The following is a 19,152-nucleotide window of genomic DNA, read 5'->3' as shown; positions in this document are numbered from 1 at the left end:
TAGACCTGAGGCAACGGGCAACATGATCATCAACCTGTTACCCATGTCCCCCGACAGGTGTTTACCATGTCCCCCGGCTGAACACCATGCGCACCAACTGGGTGCTCAGTAACCGCGGGTGAAATCCACTTCTCCCCGTAACGGCTGTCCGGCTTGCCAACGCGCCAGGTTGTCGATGAACAACTCGCTCATCAACGCCGGATCGGTGGGCGCCGAGCTGTGACCGGTGAGTAGCAAACGCGGCGCCGTCCAGAACGCATGACCGGGCGGCAGAGGCTCTTCGCGGCACACATCGATCACGGCAGCGGCCAACTGACTCTGCTCCAGCGCGGCCACCAGGTCGGTATCGACCACGGCAACGCCGCGACCGGCATTGATCAGTACCGCCTGCGGGCGGAACTGGGCCAGCAGCCGGGCATCGTACAAATCGCGCGTGGCCGGCGTGTCCGGCAGCAGATTGACCACGTAATCGGCCCAGGCGACCAGATGCGGCAGTTGATCCATGGCTGCAACGTCGAGAAAAGGCGCCTGCTCACGCGCCTGGCTGGCGACACCGCGCAGCTGAACCCCAAAGGGCTGAAGAAAACTGGCCACGGCCTGACCGATATCGCCGCAACCGACCACCAGCACGCGGCGCCCGCGCAGGCTGCGCGGCAGGCTGTGATCCCAGTGCTGCTCGACCTGCGCCGCCAGTCGAGCGAACAAACGCCGCTCATGCGCCAGCAGATGCCCCAGCACGTATTCGGCCATCACCTGCCCGAAGATGCCGACGGCGCGGGTCAGGCGGTAATCGCGCGGCAAACCATGCGCTAGCAGTGGCGTGATGCCGGCCCAGGTCGATTGCAGCCACTGCGGGCGCACCCCATCGCGCAATAGGGGCTCGAGCAGGTCGGGCTGCCCCAGCCACAGGTCGCAGTCGCCAGCCAGCGCACGCAGCGACTCGAGCTGCGCGCCGGCGACCAGTTGCAGATCGGGGCAGGCGCTACGGATGCGCTCGGCGTAAAACGCATGCTCCTCTTCGGCGATCAGCAGGCGCATTGGTCACACCGGGTCGTTACGGCGCAAAAGTTCTTCGGGCAGGTGTTCGATGTACTCCTCCTCGGGCGGCGGCATCTGCAGGTGATAGCCTTGCTTCTCGAGGTTCTCCAGCACCTGGGCGATGTCCTCGCGCGCCAGCTGACGCTCGGGGCTGAGCACTAGGTCGAAGGCATGCGCGGGCGGGCCGAAGACGCTGAGCAGCCCTTCGGGCACACGCGCCAGGGCATCGGCCTTGAGCACGTAGAGATACATCTCGTTCTTGCGCGGACTCTTGTAGATGGAACAGATGCGTTTCACGCGGATTCTCCTTCGGCGGCCAGACAATCCAACAGAGCCTGGCCCATCAGCTCCCGGCGCCAGCCGCGCAGGGATTCGGGCAATTGATACGGACCATTGGGGAAGCCGGTTTTCAGCAAGGCTTCCAGCGTCTTCTTGCGCAACATCAGTTCGGGCACGATATCCAGGCGCTCTCCCTCGCGCTGACCAACGACACGCAGCTTCTTCAGCAGCGCCGAAGCTTCGAGCGGCAGCGGCTCGGGCAGCGCCTCCGGCCATTGCTCGGGCGGCAGCGCAGCGGCATCACGAATCAGCTGCAGCAGCGTCTCGCCATCCTGACGCACGGTCTTCGGGTGCATGTCCTCGATACGCGCCAGTGCCACCAGGTTGTCCGGCTGGGTGCGTGCCAGCGGCCACAACGAGTGCTCGCGCAGGATGCGATTGCGTGGCTGGTTGCGCGCGCGCGCCTGACGCTCACGCCAGGCGCACAGGGCGCGCAGTACGGCCTGCTGCTGGCGCGACAGTTTCCACGCCAGCTTGGCATCGCGCCAGGCGTCTTCGGGCGCCACTTCACGACCGAGGTTGGTCACCAGTTCGGCACCGTCCTGCACAATCCATTCGACCTTTTGTGGCGCCAGGCGGGCCATCAACGCACGGTACACCTCGACCAGATGCAGCACATCTTCGGCAGCGTAGCGCACCTGCAGCTCGGACAACGGCCGCTGCAGCCAATCGGAGCGGGTTTCGCCCTTGGGCAGCTCGATATCGAGCAACGCCTGCACCAGCCGCGAATAACCCATGGAGAAACCGAGGTTGAGATAACCGGCGGCCAGTTGCGTGTCGAACAGTGGCGCCGGCAGGCTACCGGTCAGGCGCAGGAAGACCTCCAGGTCTTCACTGCACGAGTGCAGCACCTTGACCACGCTCGGCGCTTCGAGCAGCGCGGCGAATGGTCGCCAGTCGCTGATGCGCAGCGGATCGATCAGGTAGGCACCGTCGCCACCGCTGACCTGCAATAAACCGGCGATGGGATAGAAGGTGTCGACGCGCATGAACTCGGTGTCCAACGCGACGAAGGGCAGCGCCTGCCAGGCGGCGCAATGCTCGGCCAGGCTGGCGTCGTCGAGAATCCAGTGAATGTCGTTAGCCACGCGGCTCTCCCGTCTAGAATGCCGCGCAGTATATATGCCCAGACCATCGCAGGGGGCAGCGGCCTGCCACCGATCACGGGAACTGTGTAATCTGTGCCGCGCGCCACCTCCGACACGGAAGAACAACAATGCTGAAGAAACTGCTTGCCCTGCTCGTCATGCTGCTGGCCGCAGCGGCCAGCTACCTGGCCCTGACCCCCAGCCCGATCGATCCACTGCCCTGGGACGCCGCGCCCGCACCGGCGATGACGGGTGTGCTGGAGCCCAACGACACACTGATGAAGGCCGAGCTGCTGGCGCGTGGCCAAGTGCATGGCCCGGAAGACACCGCGGTCGACAGCCAGGGCCGGGTGTATGCCGGCCTGCATGACGGCCGCATCGTGCGCGTGCTGCACGACGACAGCCTGGAAACCTTCGCCGATACCGGCGGCCGCCCGCTGGGCATGAACTTCGATGCCAGCGGCAACCTGATCGTCGCCGACGCCTACAAGGGCCTGCTGAGCATCGATCCGCAAGGCGCGATCAAGGTACTGACCACCGAGGCTGATGGCCTGCGCTTCGCCTTCACCGACGACCTGGACATCGCCAGCGACGGCACCATCTACTTCAGCGACGCCTCTTCGCGCTTCGAACAGCCGGACTACCTGCTCGACCTGCTCGAGGCGCGCCCTCACGGGCGCCTGCTCAGCTACAACCCGGCCAGCGGCGAGACCCACGTATTGCTCAAGGACCTGTACTTCGCCAACGGCGTGGCGCTGTCGGCGAACGAGGACTTCGTGCTGGTCAACGAGACCTATCGCTATCGCATCACCCGTTACTGGCTCAAGGGCGACAAGGCCGGCCAGCACGACATCTTCATCGACAACCTGCCGGGCCTACCGGACAACCTGCAAGGCGACCGCAAGGGCACTTTCTGGGTGGCTCTGCCGACCCCGCGCAAAGCCGATGCCGACTTCCTCCATCGCCATCCCTGGCTCAAGTCGCAAATGGCCAAGCTACCCCGCGCCCTGTGGCCGAAAGCGATCCCTTACGGCTTCGCCATCGCCCTCAACGAGCAAGGTGAGATCGTCCGCAGCCTGCATGACACCAGCGGCACGCACCTGCGTATGGTCACCTCGGTGAAGCCGGTGGGCGACTACCTGTACTTCGGCAGCCTGGACAATGATCGAATCGGCAAACTGCAGATTCACTGAGACGAGATTGCACCGGCGAATGACAGCGAAAAGGCGGAGCGGACATTCGCGGTGGTGCGCCAAGTTGGTGGGCTGAAGCGAAAGACTGCAGACTCAGACCTTCTGCGCAATCCAGATGGTGTGCCGCGTGCCCCGATTGCCGTGGGCATAGACCTGCACCGCCTCGCCCTTGAAGCCGGCCTTGCGTACTTTCTCCGAGAACGCCCGGTCGGCGCTGGATGACCACACCGCCAACATGCCCTTGGGCCTCAGCGCCTTGGCGCACTGGCGCAGGCCGTCCATGCTGTACAGCCAGTCATTGCCCTTCTGAGTCAGACCTTCGGGGCCATTGTCGACGTCCAGCATGATCGCGTCGTAACACTGTTCGGCTGCTTGCAGCACCTTGGCGACGTCCTCCTGAACGATCACTGCACGCGGATCATTCAACGGATAACCGGACTTCGCTCCCAGCGGGCCACGGTTCCACTCGACTACGCCTGGCACCAACTCGGCCACCGCGACCTCGGCGTCAGCCCCAAGGTGCTGTAGCGCCGAAGCCAGGGTGAAGCCCATGCCCAGACCGCCGATCAGCACCCGAACCTGCGGCCGGCTCGCGACCTGCTTGCAGGGAATCGCGGCCAGGGCATCTTCCGAGCCGTGCATGCGCGTATTCATCAGTTGCCCGCCATCGCCGCCGGCAATCTTGATCACGAAATCGTCCCCGTACTCGAACAGATTCAGCGCACCATTCGTGCCGGGAATCGGAGCGGTATCGAGCAAGACAAAACGTTTCATGAGAGGTGAAGACCTGTGCAGCGAGCGAAAGAGGCAGGCAGCATGCCTGAATCGGCAGAGCAGCACAGCCCCGCCAGAAACGACAAGGCCCCACGTTCACACGCAGGGCCTCGTGGATGCATCGATGAAGTTAGACCACGCCTTGCGCCAGCATGGCATCGGCGACCTTGACGAAGCCGGCGATGTTGGCACCCTTGACGTAGTTGATGCGGCCCTTCTCCTCACCATGGTGGACGCAGGCATGGTGGATGTTCTGCATGATGCCGTGCAGACGTTCGTCCACCTCACCGGCACTCCAGTGCAGGCGCATGGCGTTCTGGCTCATTTCCAGGCCGCTGGTGGCCACACCACCGGCGTTGGACGCCTTGCCCGGCGCGTAACAGATCCCGGCCTCGACGAACAAATCCACTGCCTCCAGGGTCGAGGGCATGTTGGCGCCTTCGGCCACGCAGATGCAGCCGTTTTTCAGCAGCGCGCGGGCATCCTCGCTGTCCAGCTCGTTCTGCGTCGCGCAGGGCAGCGCGATATCGCAGGCCAGGCCCCACGGACGCTGCCCGGTGAGGAACTGCAAGCCATAGTGCTCGGCCATCTCGCGCAGGCGGCCGCGACGCACGTTCTTCAGCTCCATCAGGTACTGCCACTGTTCATCGCTGAGTCCACCTTCGGCATGCAGGGTGCCCTCGGAGTCGGACAGCGAGATCACCCGCCCGCCCAGCTCCATGACCTTCTGCGCGGCGTACTGAGCGACGTTGCCAGAACCGGAGATGGCCACGCGCTTGTCCTCGAAGCCCTGATCGATGCGTTGCAGCATCTCCTGAGCGAAGTACACACAGCCATAACCCGTGGCCTCCGGACGAATCAGGCTGCCGCCATAGCTCAGGCCCTTGCCGGTCAGCACCGAAGTGAACTGGTTGGACAAACGCTTGTACTGGCCGAACAGGTAACCGATCTCACGGCCGCCGACACCGATGTCACCAGCCGGCACGTCCAGGTCGGCGCCGATATGACGGTACAGCTCGGTCATGAACGACTGGCAGAAGCGCATCACCTCGCCTTCGCTCTTGCCCTTGGGGTCGAAGTCCGCACCGCCCTTGCCGCCACCCATGGGCAGCGAGGTCAGGGAGTTCTTGAACACCTGCTCGAAGGCGAGGAACTTGAGCACACCCAGGTTCACCGAGGGGTGGAAACGCAGGCCGCCCTTGTAGGGGCCGATGGCGCTGCTCATCTGGATGCGGTAGCCGCGGTTGACCTGCACTTGGCCACGGTCGTCGACCCACGGCACGCGAAACAGAATGGCCCGCTCCGGCTCGACCATGCGTTCGAGAATGCCGGCCTCGCGGTAGCGCGGGTTGGCCTCGAGGAAGGGCCACAGACTGCGCACCACCTCTTCCACCGCCTGGTGGAACTCCGGCTGATCGGGGTCGCGCTGCTTCAGGCGCGCCAGGAAAGAATCGACGGACAACGACATGCGGCACCTCGACACCACAGAGACAAAGTGGCCGGCACTCTATCAGGCAGCAAAGCACCAAAACAGATCAAAATGTCGCCTTGATGAAACTTTTTAGTGCATAACACCGCCGACTGAGATTTTTTCCGCTCTGTTTAGCCGTTATGCCAAATCAAAATCGCACCAAATAATGGCTTTTTACGCACTCATATCGATCATTCAATCTGAACCAGCGATCACCACTGGATTACTGATAGACCGAATGAGCCTTAAAGGTTCCTTCTTCGTGGAGGATCCGATAGCAGGCTGAACGGTATGATGCTGCAAACCTTGCTACGACACAGGAGGCACCATGCCACTCGCTCAACTGATCAGCACGGAACAACTTCAACGACGCCTTGGCCAGGACGACCTGCTGGTGCTGGACTGCCGCTTCGCCCTCGAAGACCCGGCCTATGGACGCCGCAGCTACCTCGACGGGCATATCCCGGGCGCGCACTTTCTCGATCTGGAACAGGACCTTTCCGCCCCGGTGGTCAAGGGCGTGACCGGTCGCCACCCGCTACCGGACCCAAGCGCACTGATCGAGCGTCTGCGCAGCTGTGGTCTGCGTGCAGACAGCCAGGTCGTGCTGTATGACGACGGTCCCGGCGCCTTCGCCGCACGTGCCTGGTGGCTGCTTATCTGGCTCGGCAAGCGTGATGGACTGTACCTGCTCGATGGTGGCCTGAAAGCCTGGCGCGAAGCCGGCCAGGAACTGACCAGCGCGCCACCAAGCAACGCTCCCGGCAACTTTTCAGCGCAACCCGACAGCAGTCTGATACTGACGGCTGAGCAGTTGGCGCTGCGCCTGGGCAATCCCGACCTGACCCTGCTCGATGCGCGGGCTCTACCGCGCTTTCGTGGCGAGGTCGAACCGCTCGACCCGGTCGCCGGACACATTCCTGGCGCCCAGTGCGCCGTGTTCACCGACAACCTCGGTGCCGATGGTCGTTTCCTTGCGCCAGCCGCTTTACGCGAGCGCTTCGACACACTGCGCGGCGAGCGGCCGCCGGAAAATCTGGTCGCCTACTGCGGCTCAGGCGTCACCGCCTGCCATAACCTGTTCGCCATGAGCCTTGCCGGTTATCCGCTGGCGCCGCTCTATGCCGGCTCCTGGAGCGAGTGGATCACCGATCCCACGCATCCGATTGCCAGCGGAGACTGACCGAATTTTTAAGCACCAAACGAAATATGCCCAATAACTCAAATCCGGAATCAATTTAAAAACAGCCTTTTACAGCTGAAATATCCCACTAGACTTGAAAATGAGCGGCTAACCCCGCTCCCGGTGGGGCCTTTATCGAAAAGCCACTAGAACAGCTGCCACGCGCCCGGCCTCCACCGGCACTCTTTCGAGGATGCCATGGGAATTGCCGCCTGCGATCTCAGCCAACACGTAATCCGCCCTACCCTGCTCTACCTCGAACGTCATAGTGCTACGGCCGAAGCGCTACTTCTGGGAGCTGCGGCCTGCCAGTCGGCACTGGGCAGTGAGCTGGATGCCCCGCAAGGCCACGGCCTGTATCGCATCAGCGAACAACACCACCAAACACTCTGGGACAAGCACCTGGCGTTCGACCCGGAACTTGCCAGCCGTGTCCGCGGCCTCGCCAGCCAGCATGCCTTTCTCGAAGCGCCGCACCTGGAGCTGACGGTCAATCTGCGTTACGCCACAGCCATTGCCTGGATGTTGATCGAGCGTGAAAACCTGGAGCTGCCAGCCGCCGACGACCTGCTGGCCATGGGCCGCATCTGGTGCAAGGTGTTTCAGCCGCAAGGACGTCAGCGCGATTTTCTCGAAGCCTGGCAACGCTGCATCGAACCAGTGAGCCAGGTTGCCTGACCAAATCGTCAGAAAATGACGCGTGAAAGATCCACACAGAATTAAACCTATTTGTCCGACAATACGCTCTATTTCGGGAACTTCAGCGCCTTGGCAGGGGTCAGGAAAAACTGTAGCGTGCGCCCCCCTTGCCTCACCACAGGAGCCTCCCCCGTGAGCAACCGTCTTCTCAAGACCGGCCTGGCTGTCGCCATCACCGCCACCTCGAGCCATGGCTTCGCCAGCGGCTTCGCCCTCAACGAGCAAAGCATTTCCGGCATGGGTACCTCATTCGCCGGACGCTCATCATCAGCCGATGACGCCAGCACCGTGTTCGGCAACCCCGCTGGCATGGCCCGCCTCAAGCGCGATGAAGTGTATGTCGGGGCGGCGGCGATTCATGCCAAAAGTGATATCGACCGGGTCAGCGCCAGCTCCCCGGGCGGCCCGATCAGCGGCAGCAACGACGGCGATATGGTGCCGGCAACTGGCGTCCCCATGGGTTACTACGTCAAGCCACTGGACGACAAGGTCGCCTTCGGCCTCGGCGTATACGTGCCCTTTGGCCTGATGACCGACTACGAGAGCAGCTTTCAGGGCCGCTACTACGCCGACAAGAGCTACGTGCGGGTGATTACCGTGCAGCCGACCCTGAGCTACCGCTTCAACGACAAGCTATCGGTCGGTTTCGGCCCCACCTTCAACCACATCGAAGGGGAACTGACCTCCTCCCTGTTCACACCGCTCGGCGATGGCAAGGTGAAGGTCAAGGGTGACGACATCGCCGTTGGTTTCAACGCCGGCGTGCTGTACGAATTCACTCCACATACCCGCGCAGGTATCACCTACCACTCGAGAGTGAAATACAAGCTTGATGGCGATACCAAAGTCGAAGCTCCCGCTCTAGCTGGCATCTCCGGCAAGTACGACGCCAATCTGGACCTGACCACACCCGAGTCGGTGGACATGTCGATCACCCACGATCTGACCGACGCGCTGACGCTGCATGTCGGCAGCACCTGGACACGCTGGAGCCGCTTCAAGGAAATCCGCGTGGAGAACGACTCCGCTACCCTGCCTGCCAACCTCTCCACCATCGTCGAAGAGCAGAACTGGCACGACACCTGGGCGCATGCGGTCGGCCTGTCGTACAAGGTCAATTCGCAGTGGACGCTGCGCACCGGTATCGCCATCGACCAGTCACCGACCAACAACGTCGACCGCTCGCCGCGCGTGCCCTCCGGTGACCGTACCATCTTCAGCGTCGGCGCCGGTTGGAGTCCGAACCAGGACATGACCATCGACGTGGCCTACTCCTATCTGCAGGAGGAATCGGTGGATGTGAACCACACCAGTGCCAGCCGTGGCACCTACAGTGCACGTTACAAGAACAGTGCACACGGTCTCGGTGCTTCGCTCAGCTATCGCTTCTAATCCGGGCGCTGGATTAGATAAACTCACGCGGCAGAACAACAATAAAAGCCGCGTGAGAACATCATGACTGCCCTCTGCACCACCCTGCCCGACAATCTCCGCTTGCTGCTGGTCGACGACCACCGCATCTTCCTCGATGGCCTGTCCCTGGCCTTGTCACCGCTCAGCGAAAACCTGCAGATCCACACCGCGCACAGCGCCGTCGAAGCCGAACAGCGCCTGCGCCAGCACAGCTATGACCTGATCCTGCTCGACCTGCGCCTGCCTGATGAGCCCGGCATCGAGTTGCTGCAGCGCTGGATGGCACGTGGCGAGAGCACACCGGTGGCGATCCTCAGTGCCAGTGATTCCGCACTGGAAGCACAGGCAGCACTGTCCGCTGGCGCACTCGGTTTCATCCCCAAGAGCTCCGATGGCAACGCCCTGCGTCAGGCGGTGACCCGCGTCTTGCTGGGTGAAACCCTGCCAGCGCCGAGCAGCGCCTCACCGCTGACACCGAGACAGCTGGAGATTCTCCAGCTACTGGCCGAAGGCCTGCCGAACAAGGCCATCAGCCGTCAGTTGGGCCTGGCCGAGGACACGGTGAAGACCCACCTCAAGGCACTGTTCGAAACCTTCGCCGTGCATACCCGCACCGCCTGCGTCAGTGCCGCCCGCCAGCGTGGCTGGCTATGATCAACTGACGGTCTGGCGTGCTCGCAACTGAGTGGCCAGCACCTGACGCAAACGTGCCGGTAACAGCGGCTTGCCCAGGGGAATGACGTGCGCGGGCAAGCAGCGTTCGTGCAACTCCGGGCTCAGGTCAGCGCTGATCAGCAGCGCAGGCAACATCTGCCCGGCCGCCTCGCGCAGGCGCTCGATGGCCTGCAGGCCATCCTCCTGCTCGGCCAGCCGGTAGTCACTGATCAGCAACTGCGGCGTATCGACACGCAGGGCCTGCAGCGCACTGGCCAGGTCAGCGCAAGCCTGCACCTCGCAGCCCCAGCGACGTAACAGACCAGCCAGGGCCTCACGCCCGGCCGGGTCATCTTCGAGCAGCAGCACTCGCCCCTGTAGCGCCAGGGCAACATCCGCGCGCGGCGCGGGTGCTGGCACCTCGGCAGCCGGCATACGCAGAACGAAACGTGCGCCATCGCCCAACTGCGAGTGCAGCTGCAACCGATGCTCCAGCACATCGGCCAGTTGCCGCACGATGGCCAGACCAAGACCGAGTCCGCGCTCGGCATTGCGTCCGGGATTGTCCAGTTGGCGAAACTCCTCGAACACCAAGGCCTGCTCTGCCTCACTGAGACCGCGGCCATCATCGGCCAGCTCCAGCACTATCTGGTCGCCATCAGGTGCTGCGCTCAACCTCAGGTGCTGCGCTTGTGCGTGCAGCAGCGCATTGTTCAGCAGGTTGCGCAGCAGGCGTTCCAACAACAGCGGGTCGCTGTGCACGCCGCAATCATAACAGCGCAACTCCAGCTGCAGCCGCTGCTGTTGCGCCTCCGGCGCCACTTCTGCAATCAGCCGTTCGAGCAATGGACGCAAGGCGAAGGCATGCGGCCTGGCCTGCACACCACCTGGCAAGGTCAGGCGGGTGTAGTCGAGCAAAGATTGCAGCAGACGCCCCAATTGCTCCACCGATGCAGCCAGGCGCGCGCTGATCAGCCGGGTCTGCTGGTCGCCGCCCTGCGCCACCAGATGCTCGGCGTACAGCCCCATGGCGTTGAGCGGCTGACGCAGATCGTGGCTGGCTGCAGCTAGCAGACGCAGCTTGCGCGCGTCGTCGGCCTCGGCGCGCTGGCGCGCCAGATCGAGCAGGCGCAGGTTCAGCCAGGCGCCGCGCTGGCCGTGCTCCTGCATATAGGCGCCGACGCTGCCGATCAGGTTGGCGCAGAATAGAAACAACCCTTGGTAGGCCTGCTCGCCTCCGGTTTCGCCGAACAGCACGCCGATACCGATGAACAGCAAACAGAAGCTCCAGCTGCACAGGCTGATGACCCGGAACGACAGCCCCAGCAAGGCGTAACCGAACAGCAGGATGAGGAACAGACCGTCATAGGGCATCGCCACGCCCTGCTGCCAGCACAGATGCACGATCAGCGCCACGCTGACGCCGTTGACCCAGTAGGCCGCGGCATAGACCGACGACACCCTGGCAGACGGCGCCTCGATCCGGCGACAGTAGAAAAAGGACAGCGCCAGCGCCACCAGTGCAAGCATGCGCAGCGGTAACACCGACAGGCTGACCGCCAGTGGCATCAGGAGAAAATCCAGCAGCGCATAGATCAACTGGAACGACGCAGCGATAGGAGCGATCAGGGGCAAACGCCGACGAATGCGCTGCACCCGATGCTCGGCAAAGCCCGCCTCCAGCTCGGCAACGAAACGCAGTGAGCGATAGCCGCGGCGCTGCTGGGCCAGCAGCAGGCGCTCACTCATGGGCGGTATCCGTCAGGGATCGAGCGGCTCCGGCTGCTTCGCGGCGATGGCGTCATAGGTTTCCACACGGTGTCGGTCTTCACTGCTGAACAGCCGCTCGCGCAGCTGGCGTTGCAACTGCTCGCCATCTGCCTCGCTCAGCCCCCGGCCTTGCAGGCTGGCCAACTCATTGCGATAGGCCTGGTAGTGCTGCTGCCAATCGCGCTCATGACGCTGCTCGTCGAGCAGACGCTGCACGGTATCCGGATCATAGGTCATCGCCAGGAACTCGCGCACCTGCTGCTCATCCGCACCATCACGCCACAACTGCTCACTGTGCTGCAATTGCTCCAGTGCGAGCTGCTGGCGCTGCTCGCTTTCTCGCAGCGCATCGGGCAGACGCGCACGCAACTGTTCGAGCATCTGCGTGCGCTGCGCCTCACCGAGGTCATCACGCTGCTGCAACGCAAGGCTGTCGAGGGTATAGCGCGCGTAAGCCTGTTCGGCGCCGAACAGTGCCTCCTGCGCAGCGGCAGAGAAATGCGCACGACGCAGCTCGTCCATGCGTGCAAAAGCCGATTGCAGCGCCTGCAACTGCGCCTGCGGGTCGACCTGCTGACGGGCCTCCAACGGCTGCTGCATCAGCGCCATACTGGCACGCTTGTAGTCGAGGTAGTCGCCAAGCAGGCCGATCATCTGCCCGAGCGCCGGCTCCGTCAGACGCTGGTGAGCGTCTGCCAGCAAGGCCTCGATCACCGTATCGAGCCCGGAATGATCGACCGCACTGAGGAAGTAATCGAAGTAATCGCGCAGCGCCAGGTCCAGCACCAGATTGCCGGCCGCATCGGTACGTAGCTGGCCGTCCACTTCGGTATCGGCCAGGCTGGGCAAGGTCGCGGTAATTGACGATTGCGCCTCAGCAGGCGCCTTGGCGGCGGGGAGCGAAAGCCGCTCGGTCGACGACTGCCGTGACGGCACGACGACAGCGGCAGCTGGCAACACCTCGGGCACCGCTGCCGGCCAGCGCCAGTACAAGGTAAGGCCGCCAGCCACCGCCACGGCGACCAGGGACAGACTGAAGAACTTGGACATGCAACCTCACTGCGGCGGGTTACCCCGCCGCCTTCACCGGGATCAGACGCCCTTGTTCTTCAGGCGATTGGCATGCTGGCGATACAGCGACACTGGCTCGGTCCAGCCACGAATGCCGAACAGGTGGTTGATCGCATCGACGTGGTTCATGTTGTAGTCGTCGCCGATCACCTGCCCCAGATAGCTGGAGCACACGCCCACCAGACCGTCGTTCTTCTCGCTACCAAACACCAGGCCAGTGAAGGCGAGGAAGGGGTCGGCCGCGTCGAACACGTTGGTATAGGACGAGTTACCGGTCCAGGAGTAATAGCGGATGCTATGCCCGCGCACGTTTTGCACCTCGGTGGACTTGGCGCAGTAGCTGCTGTTGTTTACGCCCCACGGATGGCGACCGTTCAGCGCAGTGGTTCCCGGGGTGGTCAGGGTACCCAGCGCATTGATGCCGTTTTGCGGATTGCTCGAACCAGACAGCAGGTTGATCACCGAGCCGAGGGCGTTGGCGATGGCATTGGCACCGCCTTCGATACCACTGCCCGGCGGCAGCACGCCGCGCACCACATCGGCTACCTTCGAGCCCTTGTTGACGCCGTTGATCGAGGTCACCGAGGCCACCAGATCCGGGCGCAGCGAAGCCGCCACACGCGAGGTCGGCGAACCCTGGCTGTGACCGATCAAATTGACCTTGCCGCCACCGGCTGCAGCCCAAGGCACGATCTGCCGGGCCAGCTCGGCACCGCGCTGCTCACTATCGTTGAACGCGGCGACGCTGGCGACGTAAACCCGGGCGCCATCGCGTTCGAGGTTCCAGGGAATGGTGTGGAAGTAGTTGACCAGACCGCCGATAGTGTTGAAACCGGTCACGCCGTGCACCAGCACGATCGGATACTTGGTCTTGGTGTAGTTGGCCTGGGCCTCGACGGCGCCAAGCAGAGCGAGAGTTGCCAGGGCAGTGGTATAGACGCGACGCATGGGTGCCTCCTTATTGTTCTTGTAGGGCACGCCGGGTGAACTGCGTCCGGCGCCTGGCCAGTCTAGGCAGGCAAGCGGATACGGCCCATCGCCCAGATGGGTGAAGGGCCGTGAAGCGGAAAGGCTCTCAGGGTTGCGAAGCGATCGCCTTTTCTACTGCAGCGATCAGCTCGGGATCATCGGGCTTGGTCAGGCTGGAGAAGCTCGCCACCACCTTGCCCTGGCGATCGACCACGTACTTGAAGAAGTTCCAGCGTGGCTGTCGACTCTGCTCGGCCAGGCCCTTGAACAACGCAATGGCGTTGGCACCGGAGACGGGTTGCGGTTCAGTCATGGTGAAGGTCACGCCATAGTTGACGTAGCAGACGGTCGCCGTCTCCTTGCTGTCAGCGGACTCCTGGCGGAAATCGTCGGATGGCACGCCCAGCACTTCTAGCCCCTGATCCTTGTAACGCTGGTACAGGGCCTCGAGCCCTTTGAATTGCGGGGTGAAGCCGCAAAAGCTGGCCGTGTTTACTACCACCAATGGCTTACCGGCGAACTGGCACAAATCGACACTGGCATCCTTGGTCCGCAGTTTGGGCAGTTCCCCCTGGAGCATGGCCGGACACTCGGCGGCCAGAACCGGCAGCGCCAGGCTGGACAGCAACAAGGAACAGGCAAGACGGCGAAGAGACATGGCAGTGACCTCAGGCAATAACGCAGTCTCACCACGCTACTCGCAGGCCCAGCCGCAAGCAACTAGCAGATGCCGACACCCAGCTGTAGCAAGGCCAGCCCACCCTGGCGCCAGCCCCACCAGGCCAGCGCCAACAGTAGACCAAGGCCCAGCGTCAGGCCGGCGAACAGCAGTACCTTGTGGCTCACGCCGGCGCACCTTGCAGCCGTGCTACCGGCACTTCACGCACCGGCCAGTTGAGCGCGGCGGCCATCAGGCTCAGGCCGATGGAAATCTGCCAGACCAGGTCATAGCTGCCAGTGGTGTCGTAGAGGTAGCCGCCCAGCCAGCCACCGAGGAAGGAACCGAGCTGGTGGAACAGGAACACGATACCGCCGAGCATCGACAGGTTGCGCACGCCGAACAGGGTCGCCACGGTTCCGTTGGTCAGCGGCACGGTAGACAGCCACAGCAGGCCCATGGCGATACCGAACAGGTAGGCACTCCACTGCGTCAGCGGCGCCAGCAGAAATAGCGTGATCACCACACCACGCAGCAGGTACAGGACGCTGAGCAGACGCGGCTTGGACATACGCCCACCGAGCCAGCCGGCAATGTAAGTGCCGAAGATATTGAACAAGCCGACCAGCGCCAGCACCGTGGTGCCAGTCAGTGCTGGCAAATGGTGGTCGACCAGGTACGCCGGCAGGTGCACGGCAACGAACACCACCTGGAAACCACAGACGAAGAAACCCAGCGCCAGCAACCAGAAGCCCGAGTGGCTAGTGGCCTCGCGCAGCGCTTCGACCAGCGTCTGCTGCGGGCCATTGCTCGCCGGTGGTGGCGTCTCCTTGATCATCACCGCCAGCGGAATCATCAATGCTACCAGCAGCCCCAGCGCCAGCAGTGCTGCCGACCAACCCAGCCAGCCGATCAGCCCGAGCGTGCCCGGCAGCATGGCGAACTGCCCGAACGAGCCTGCTGCTGCGGCAATGCCCATGGCCATGCTACGTTTCTCCGGCGGCACGGCGCGCCCCACCACACCCAGGATCACCGAGAACGACGTGCCGGACAATCCGATACCGATCAGCAAACCGGCGCTCAACGACAGCGACAGCGGCGAATCGGCCATGCCCATCAGCATCAGGCCGAGCATGTACAGCACACCGCCGACGACGATGGCCTTGCGCGCCCCGAAGCGGTCGGCCAGTGCACCGGTAATCGGCTGAGCGATGCCCCAGATCAGGTTTTGCAGGGCGATGGCGAAGGCGAACACCTCACGACCCCAGCCAAACTCCGCACTCATCGGCGGCAGGAACAGGCCAAAGCCATGGCGCGTACCAAGCGACAGCGCCAGGATCAGCGAGGCGCCGAGCAGCAGCCAGGTGGTTGAACGCCATGCAGTGGTCATCGGAATCTCCAGCGAACGGCCGTTAGCGGTCGTTCAAGCAGTCAAAATTAGTCGGCCATCAGGCCAGTTCTTCTAGCAACTTCATCAGCTCGGCACGGCTATCTCCGCCGAGCCGAGCGTTGAGTTCTCGCTGCGCCTGTTCCCACAGCGGCAGCGCCTGCTCGACACGCTGCAGGCCGGCTTCTGTGAGCCGTACCTCGCGAGCGCGCAAGTCGCGCCCTTCTCCCAGTTGCACAAGCCCCTGTTCTTCCAGGACCCGCACGTTACGTCCCAATGTGCTGCGGTCCAGCCCCATGGCCTCGGCCAGCACGGAAATGCTCGGCTGCTCGAGCCGCTGTACGTGACGCAGCAAGGAAAACTGCGCAGCGCCGAGCCCGACGGCAGCGAGGGCGTCATCGTAGAGACGGGTTACGCCGCGACTGGCGCGGCGCAGTTGAGTACAGAGACAGGAGGTCGGCAACATGAATACAGGTATATACCCGCATTAGCCATTCACACTCATACAGTTGCGCACTGCGTCGGCATAACAGTTGTGTCAGAGGCTCAGCGCAAGCGCTAAAAGTGCGGCGCACTCAGCCAGCTCGACCAGTGCCCCGGCCGTATCGCCCGTGGTGCCGCCGAGGCGTTGCAGCAAGGCGCGGCGCAGCCAGACCAACAGCAGCAAACCTGTCGCCAGCGCCAGCAGACCCTGCCAGCCGAACAGCAGCATGCCCAGCAGATGCAGGCTCAGCACCCAGGGCAGTTGCCGTCGCGGCAAGTGATCCACCAGTGCCTGGCCCAGGCCGCCGGCACGCACATAAGGCGTGGTTGCCAGCAACAGCGGCAACAGGCTGCGCCCCAACCAGGGCAACAACATGAGATAGATCCCCTGCCCGGCTTGCAGCAGCGTGAACAGTGCGGCGAACTTGAGCAGTAACAGCAGCACCAGCACCACGACTGCGATAGGGCCGCTGCGCGGGTCTTTCATGATCGCCAGGGTGCGCTCACGATCACCGAAACCACCGACCCAGGCGTCGGCCGTGTCGGCCAGGCCGTCCAGGTGCAGGCCACCACTCAGCCCCACCCACAACGCCAGAATGATCGCCGCCTGCAGCAGCGCCGGCGCCTGTCCCAACAACAGATGCGCGCCCCATAACAGCAGGCCGAGCAACAGGCCCACAGCCGGATACCAGAGTAGCGAACGGCCCATCTGCTCCGGTGCGGGCATACCAGGCAGCGTGACCGGTAGGCGGGTGAGGAACTGCAGGGCGATCAGCAGCGCGATCATGGCAACTCCGTCAGTTGCCCTTCGGCATCCAGGCTGAGGCGAAAGCGCTGGGCGTAGCCGACGTTGACCTGCAGCAGCTGCTGGCGTGGCAAGCCGCGCGCACGCGCCAGCAACAGGCGCATCACTCCGCCATGGGTGATCACCAGCAGACGCTCGCCCGCGTGGCTGTGCTGCAAACGCCGCATGGCCGCCAGAATGCGCGCCTCGAACTGCAGCAACGGCTCGCCATTGGGCGGCGTGAATGCGTAGGGGTCGGCCCAGAACTGACCCAGAGCCTCGGCATCACTGTGCATCAGCTCGGCAGCGCTGCGCCCTTCCCAATCACCGAAATGCAGCTCCTGCAGGCCGGGCTCAAGGTGCAACGGCAAGGCATGAGCGGCGGCCAGCTCCTCGGCAAACCGCGCACAGCGCTGCAGCGGCGAGCTGATCAGACGATCCCAGGGGCCGGCGCCCTGCACAGCGCCGCGCAACTGCGCCCAGCCCTGTTCGGTCAGTGCATCGTCCAGGCTGCCGCGCAAGCCACCGCCCAACTCGGTCTCGCCATGGCGCAGCAATTCCAGCTGCAGCATCAGCTTGGCCTCTGCGCCACAGCGGCTTCAGCGAAGGTCGCCATCTGTCCGTGCAGGGCACAGGCCAGACGCAGCAACGGCACGGCCAATGCAGCACCACTGCCCTCGCCCAGGCGCAAGCCCAGCTCCAGCAGTGGTTGCGCCTCCAACGCCTGTAACACACGCACGTGGCCCGGCTCGGCGCCGTGATGGGCAAACAGCAGCCAGTCGCGGCAGCCAGGGTTAAGGCGCACGGCAAGCAAGGCCGCGACACTGCAGATAAAGCCATCGACCAAAACCGCCACGCCCTGCTGCGCCGCAGCCAGGTAGACGCCGGTAAGCGCAGCGATCTCGAAACCGCCCACGTGGATCAGCGCCTGCAACGGATCGTCGATGTGCGACCGGTGCAGTGCCAGCGCAGCATCGATCACCCGCGCCTTGTGTGCCACGCCAGCACCGTCCAGCCCGGTTCCCGGGCCAGCCAGCTCACTTGCTGGGCAATCCAGCAGCCAGCAGGCCAACGCCGCCGCCGCCGTGGTGTTGCCGATGCCCATCTCGCCGCCGACGAACAGATCACAACCGACAGCACGGGCGCGCTGGATGCTGTCGCGGCCCGCCTCCAGGCAGATCAGCGCCTGCGCCAGGGTCATCGCCGGATCGCGGGCAAAATTCTGCGTACCGGCGCCAACCTGCAGATGACGCACGCCAGGCAGCGGCGGTAACGGCTCGGCGGTGCCCAGGTCGATCACCTCCAGCGCCGCATCCAGCTCTCGCGCAAGCACGCTGATGGCCGCGCCACCACTGACGAAGTTGGCCAGCATCTGCCCGGTCACCGCTTGCGGGTAGGCGGAAATACCCTCGGTCACCACGCCGTGATCAGCGGCGAAAATGCCGATCCACAGTTTGTCCAGACTCGGTCGCTCACGCCCTTGCAGCGCCGCCAGGTGGATAGCGAGCTGCTCCAGGCGCCCCAGCGAACCGGCGGGCTTGGTCAACTGCTGCTGACGCGTCTCGGCCTTGGCCCGCGCTACATGATCGAGCGGCTGACACGGCCCCTGCCACCATTGCAGACTCATAAGGCCTCCCCCTTGAGCACCATGGGCAGACCCGCGACGGTGAACACTACCCGCTGGCTGCGCTCGGCCAGCGCCTGGTGCAGCCAGCCGGCCTCATCGACATAACGCCGAGTGAGCTCACCGAGCGGCACCACACCCAATCCGGTTTCGTTGCTGACCAGCAAGATGCGCCCCGGCAGGTCGCCCACGCAGCCGAGCAACGCTTCACGCTCAGCCGCAAGCTGCGCCGGGTCCTCCAGCATCAGCAGATTGGTCAGCCACAGGGTCAGGCAATCCACCAGCAGGCAACGGCTGGGCGCGGCCTGCTCGCGCAGCACACGGGCCAGCGCCAGCGGTTCTTCGACCAGTGCCCAGTGCGCTGGCCGCCGTGCGCGATGCTGAGCGACACGCTCGTTCATCTCGCCATCGAGCGGCTGGCTGGTGGCGATGTAAACGACCTCCAACCCGGACTCGTCGGCCAGTTTCTCGGCCAGCCGGCTCTTGCCGGAACGGGCACCGCCGAGGATCAATTCAAGCATCTTCACTCCGTAGGGTGCGCTGTGCGCACCATT

At 63.8% G+C, this 19,152-nt stretch carries 21 protein-coding genes; 5 read left to right on the top strand and 16 right to left on the bottom strand.

What is annotated here, in order from left to right; all coding sequences use genetic code 11:
- Positions 1–105: 105 nt before the first annotated feature.
- The 3 genes from BM059_RS22065 to rnd are packed head-to-tail and all read right to left on the bottom strand — an operon-like array spanning position 106 to position 2,465.
- On the bottom strand, positions 106–1,038 hold the full coding sequence (locus BM059_RS22065) for a D-2-hydroxyacid dehydrogenase (RefSeq protein ID WP_074941361.1): 933 nt from the start codon (positions 1,036–1,038) through the stop codon (positions 106–108).
- Between the two features lie 3 nt (positions 1,039–1,041).
- A complete protein-coding gene (locus BM059_RS22060; RefSeq protein WP_074941360.1) occupies positions 1,042–1,335 on the bottom strand; it encodes a YcgL domain-containing protein in 294 nt (97 codons plus the stop codon).
- Positions 1,332–2,465 carry a ribonuclease D gene (gene rnd, locus BM059_RS22055; protein WP_074941359.1) on the bottom strand — a complete coding sequence of 378 codons (1,134 nt, stop codon included), beginning with the start codon at positions 2,463–2,465 and terminating at the stop codon, positions 1,332–1,334. The genes BM059_RS22060 and rnd overlap by 4 nt, the downstream gene beginning before the upstream one ends.
- Before the next feature lie 131 nt (positions 2,466–2,596).
- On the opposite strand from rnd, the gene BM059_RS22050 reads away from it, so the two are divergent.
- Entirely contained in the window at positions 2,597–3,658 is a 1,062-nt protein-coding gene (locus BM059_RS22050) for an SMP-30/gluconolactonase/LRE family protein (RefSeq protein WP_122950748.1), read from the top strand.
- Positions 3,659–3,751: 93 nt separating this feature from the next.
- Here the strand turns inward: BM059_RS22050 and BM059_RS22045 are convergent, their stop codons facing one another.
- Both BM059_RS22045 and gdhA read right to left on the bottom strand, forming a co-directional pair.
- Complete coding sequence (locus BM059_RS22045; RefSeq protein WP_074941358.1) at positions 3,752–4,432, bottom strand: spermidine synthase; 681 nt, start codon at positions 4,430–4,432, stop codon at positions 3,752–3,754.
- A gap of 130 nt (positions 4,433–4,562) precedes the next feature.
- Positions 4,563–5,900, bottom strand: a complete 1,338-nt coding sequence (gdhA, locus tag BM059_RS22040; protein WP_074941357.1) for an NADP-specific glutamate dehydrogenase — start codon at positions 5,898–5,900, stop codon at positions 4,563–4,565.
- A gap of 331 nt (positions 5,901–6,231) precedes the next feature.
- Here gdhA and BM059_RS22035 point away from each other — a divergent pair, with 331 nt between their 5' ends.
- From BM059_RS22035 to BM059_RS22020, 4 genes are all read left to right on the top strand, one after another.
- On the top strand, positions 6,232–7,086 hold the full coding sequence (locus tag BM059_RS22035; protein WP_037002505.1) for a sulfurtransferase: 855 nt from the start codon (positions 6,232–6,234) through the stop codon (positions 7,084–7,086).
- A gap of 198 nt (positions 7,087–7,284) precedes the next feature.
- Positions 7,285–7,764 (top strand): hypothetical protein, encoded by a 480-nt coding sequence (locus BM059_RS22030; protein ID WP_037002508.1) that lies wholly within the window; start codon positions 7,285–7,287, stop codon positions 7,762–7,764.
- A 153-nt stretch (positions 7,765–7,917) separates the two neighbouring features.
- The gene (locus BM059_RS22025; protein WP_074941356.1) at positions 7,918–9,177 is read left to right on the top strand and encodes an OmpP1/FadL family transporter; all 1,260 of its coding nucleotides are present in this window, start codon (positions 7,918–7,920) and stop codon (positions 9,175–9,177) included.
- A gap of 63 nt (positions 9,178–9,240) precedes the next feature.
- Complete coding sequence (locus BM059_RS22020) at positions 9,241–9,852, top strand: response regulator transcription factor (protein ID WP_074941355.1); 612 nt, start codon at positions 9,241–9,243, stop codon at positions 9,850–9,852.
- On the opposite strand, the gene BM059_RS22015 is transcribed toward BM059_RS22020, so the two are convergent.
- The 11 genes from BM059_RS22015 to cobU form a co-directional block, all read right to left on the bottom strand.
- A complete protein-coding gene (locus tag BM059_RS22015; protein ID WP_074941354.1) occupies positions 9,853–11,601 on the bottom strand; it encodes a hybrid sensor histidine kinase/response regulator in 1,749 nt (582 codons plus the stop codon).
- A 12-nt stretch (positions 11,602–11,613) separates the two neighbouring features.
- On the bottom strand, positions 11,614–12,672 hold the full coding sequence (locus tag BM059_RS22010; RefSeq protein ID WP_074941353.1) for a lipase secretion chaperone: 1,059 nt from the start codon (positions 12,670–12,672) through the stop codon (positions 11,614–11,616).
- A 42-nt stretch (positions 12,673–12,714) separates the two neighbouring features.
- The gene (locus BM059_RS22005; protein ID WP_074941352.1) at positions 12,715–13,641 is read right to left on the bottom strand and encodes an esterase/lipase family protein; all 927 of its coding nucleotides are present in this window, start codon (positions 13,639–13,641) and stop codon (positions 12,715–12,717) included.
- 127 nt (positions 13,642–13,768) lie between these two features.
- On the bottom strand, positions 13,769–14,320 hold the full coding sequence (locus BM059_RS22000) for a glutathione peroxidase (protein WP_037002514.1): 552 nt from the start codon (positions 14,318–14,320) through the stop codon (positions 13,769–13,771).
- Between the two features lie 62 nt (positions 14,321–14,382).
- A complete protein-coding gene (locus tag BM059_RS25770) occupies positions 14,383–14,508 on the bottom strand; it encodes a hypothetical protein (protein ID WP_264294431.1) in 126 nt (41 codons plus the stop codon).
- Positions 14,505–15,710 (bottom strand): MFS transporter, encoded by a 1,206-nt coding sequence (locus BM059_RS21995; RefSeq protein ID WP_037002515.1) that lies wholly within the window; start codon positions 15,708–15,710, stop codon positions 14,505–14,507. Before BM059_RS21995 ends, BM059_RS25770 begins: the two co-directional genes overlap by 4 nt.
- Before the next feature lie 58 nt (positions 15,711–15,768).
- A complete protein-coding gene (locus BM059_RS21990) occupies positions 15,769–16,173 on the bottom strand; it encodes a MarR family winged helix-turn-helix transcriptional regulator (RefSeq protein WP_037002516.1) in 405 nt (134 codons plus the stop codon).
- A gap of 72 nt (positions 16,174–16,245) precedes the next feature.
- Positions 16,246–16,977 carry an adenosylcobinamide-GDP ribazoletransferase gene (locus BM059_RS21985; protein WP_074941351.1) on the bottom strand — a complete coding sequence of 244 codons (732 nt, stop codon included), beginning with the start codon at positions 16,975–16,977 and terminating at the stop codon, positions 16,246–16,248.
- On the bottom strand, positions 16,974–17,549 hold the full coding sequence (cobC, locus tag BM059_RS21980; protein ID WP_179529534.1) for an alpha-ribazole phosphatase family protein: 576 nt from the start codon (positions 17,547–17,549) through the stop codon (positions 16,974–16,976). Before cobC ends, BM059_RS21985 begins: the two co-directional genes overlap by 4 nt.
- The gene (gene cobT / locus BM059_RS21975) at positions 17,546–18,601 is read right to left on the bottom strand and encodes a nicotinate-nucleotide--dimethylbenzimidazole phosphoribosyltransferase (RefSeq protein ID WP_074941350.1); all 1,056 of its coding nucleotides are present in this window, start codon (positions 18,599–18,601) and stop codon (positions 17,546–17,548) included. The genes cobC and cobT overlap by 4 nt, the downstream gene beginning before the upstream one ends.
- A complete protein-coding gene (cobU, locus tag BM059_RS21970) occupies positions 18,598–19,119 on the bottom strand; it encodes a bifunctional adenosylcobinamide kinase/adenosylcobinamide-phosphate guanylyltransferase (protein WP_074941349.1) in 522 nt (173 codons plus the stop codon). The genes cobT and cobU overlap by 4 nt, the downstream gene beginning before the upstream one ends.
- Positions 19,120–19,152: the final 33 nt, after the last annotated feature.

The sequence above is a fragment of the Ectopseudomonas composti genome, assembly GCF_900115475.1.
Lineage (GTDB): Bacteria > Pseudomonadota > Gammaproteobacteria > Pseudomonadales > Pseudomonadaceae > Aquipseudomonas > Aquipseudomonas composti.
The sequence above is the reverse complement of the archived record's forward strand: the minus strand, read 5'-3'. Positions and strand labels throughout refer to the sequence as shown.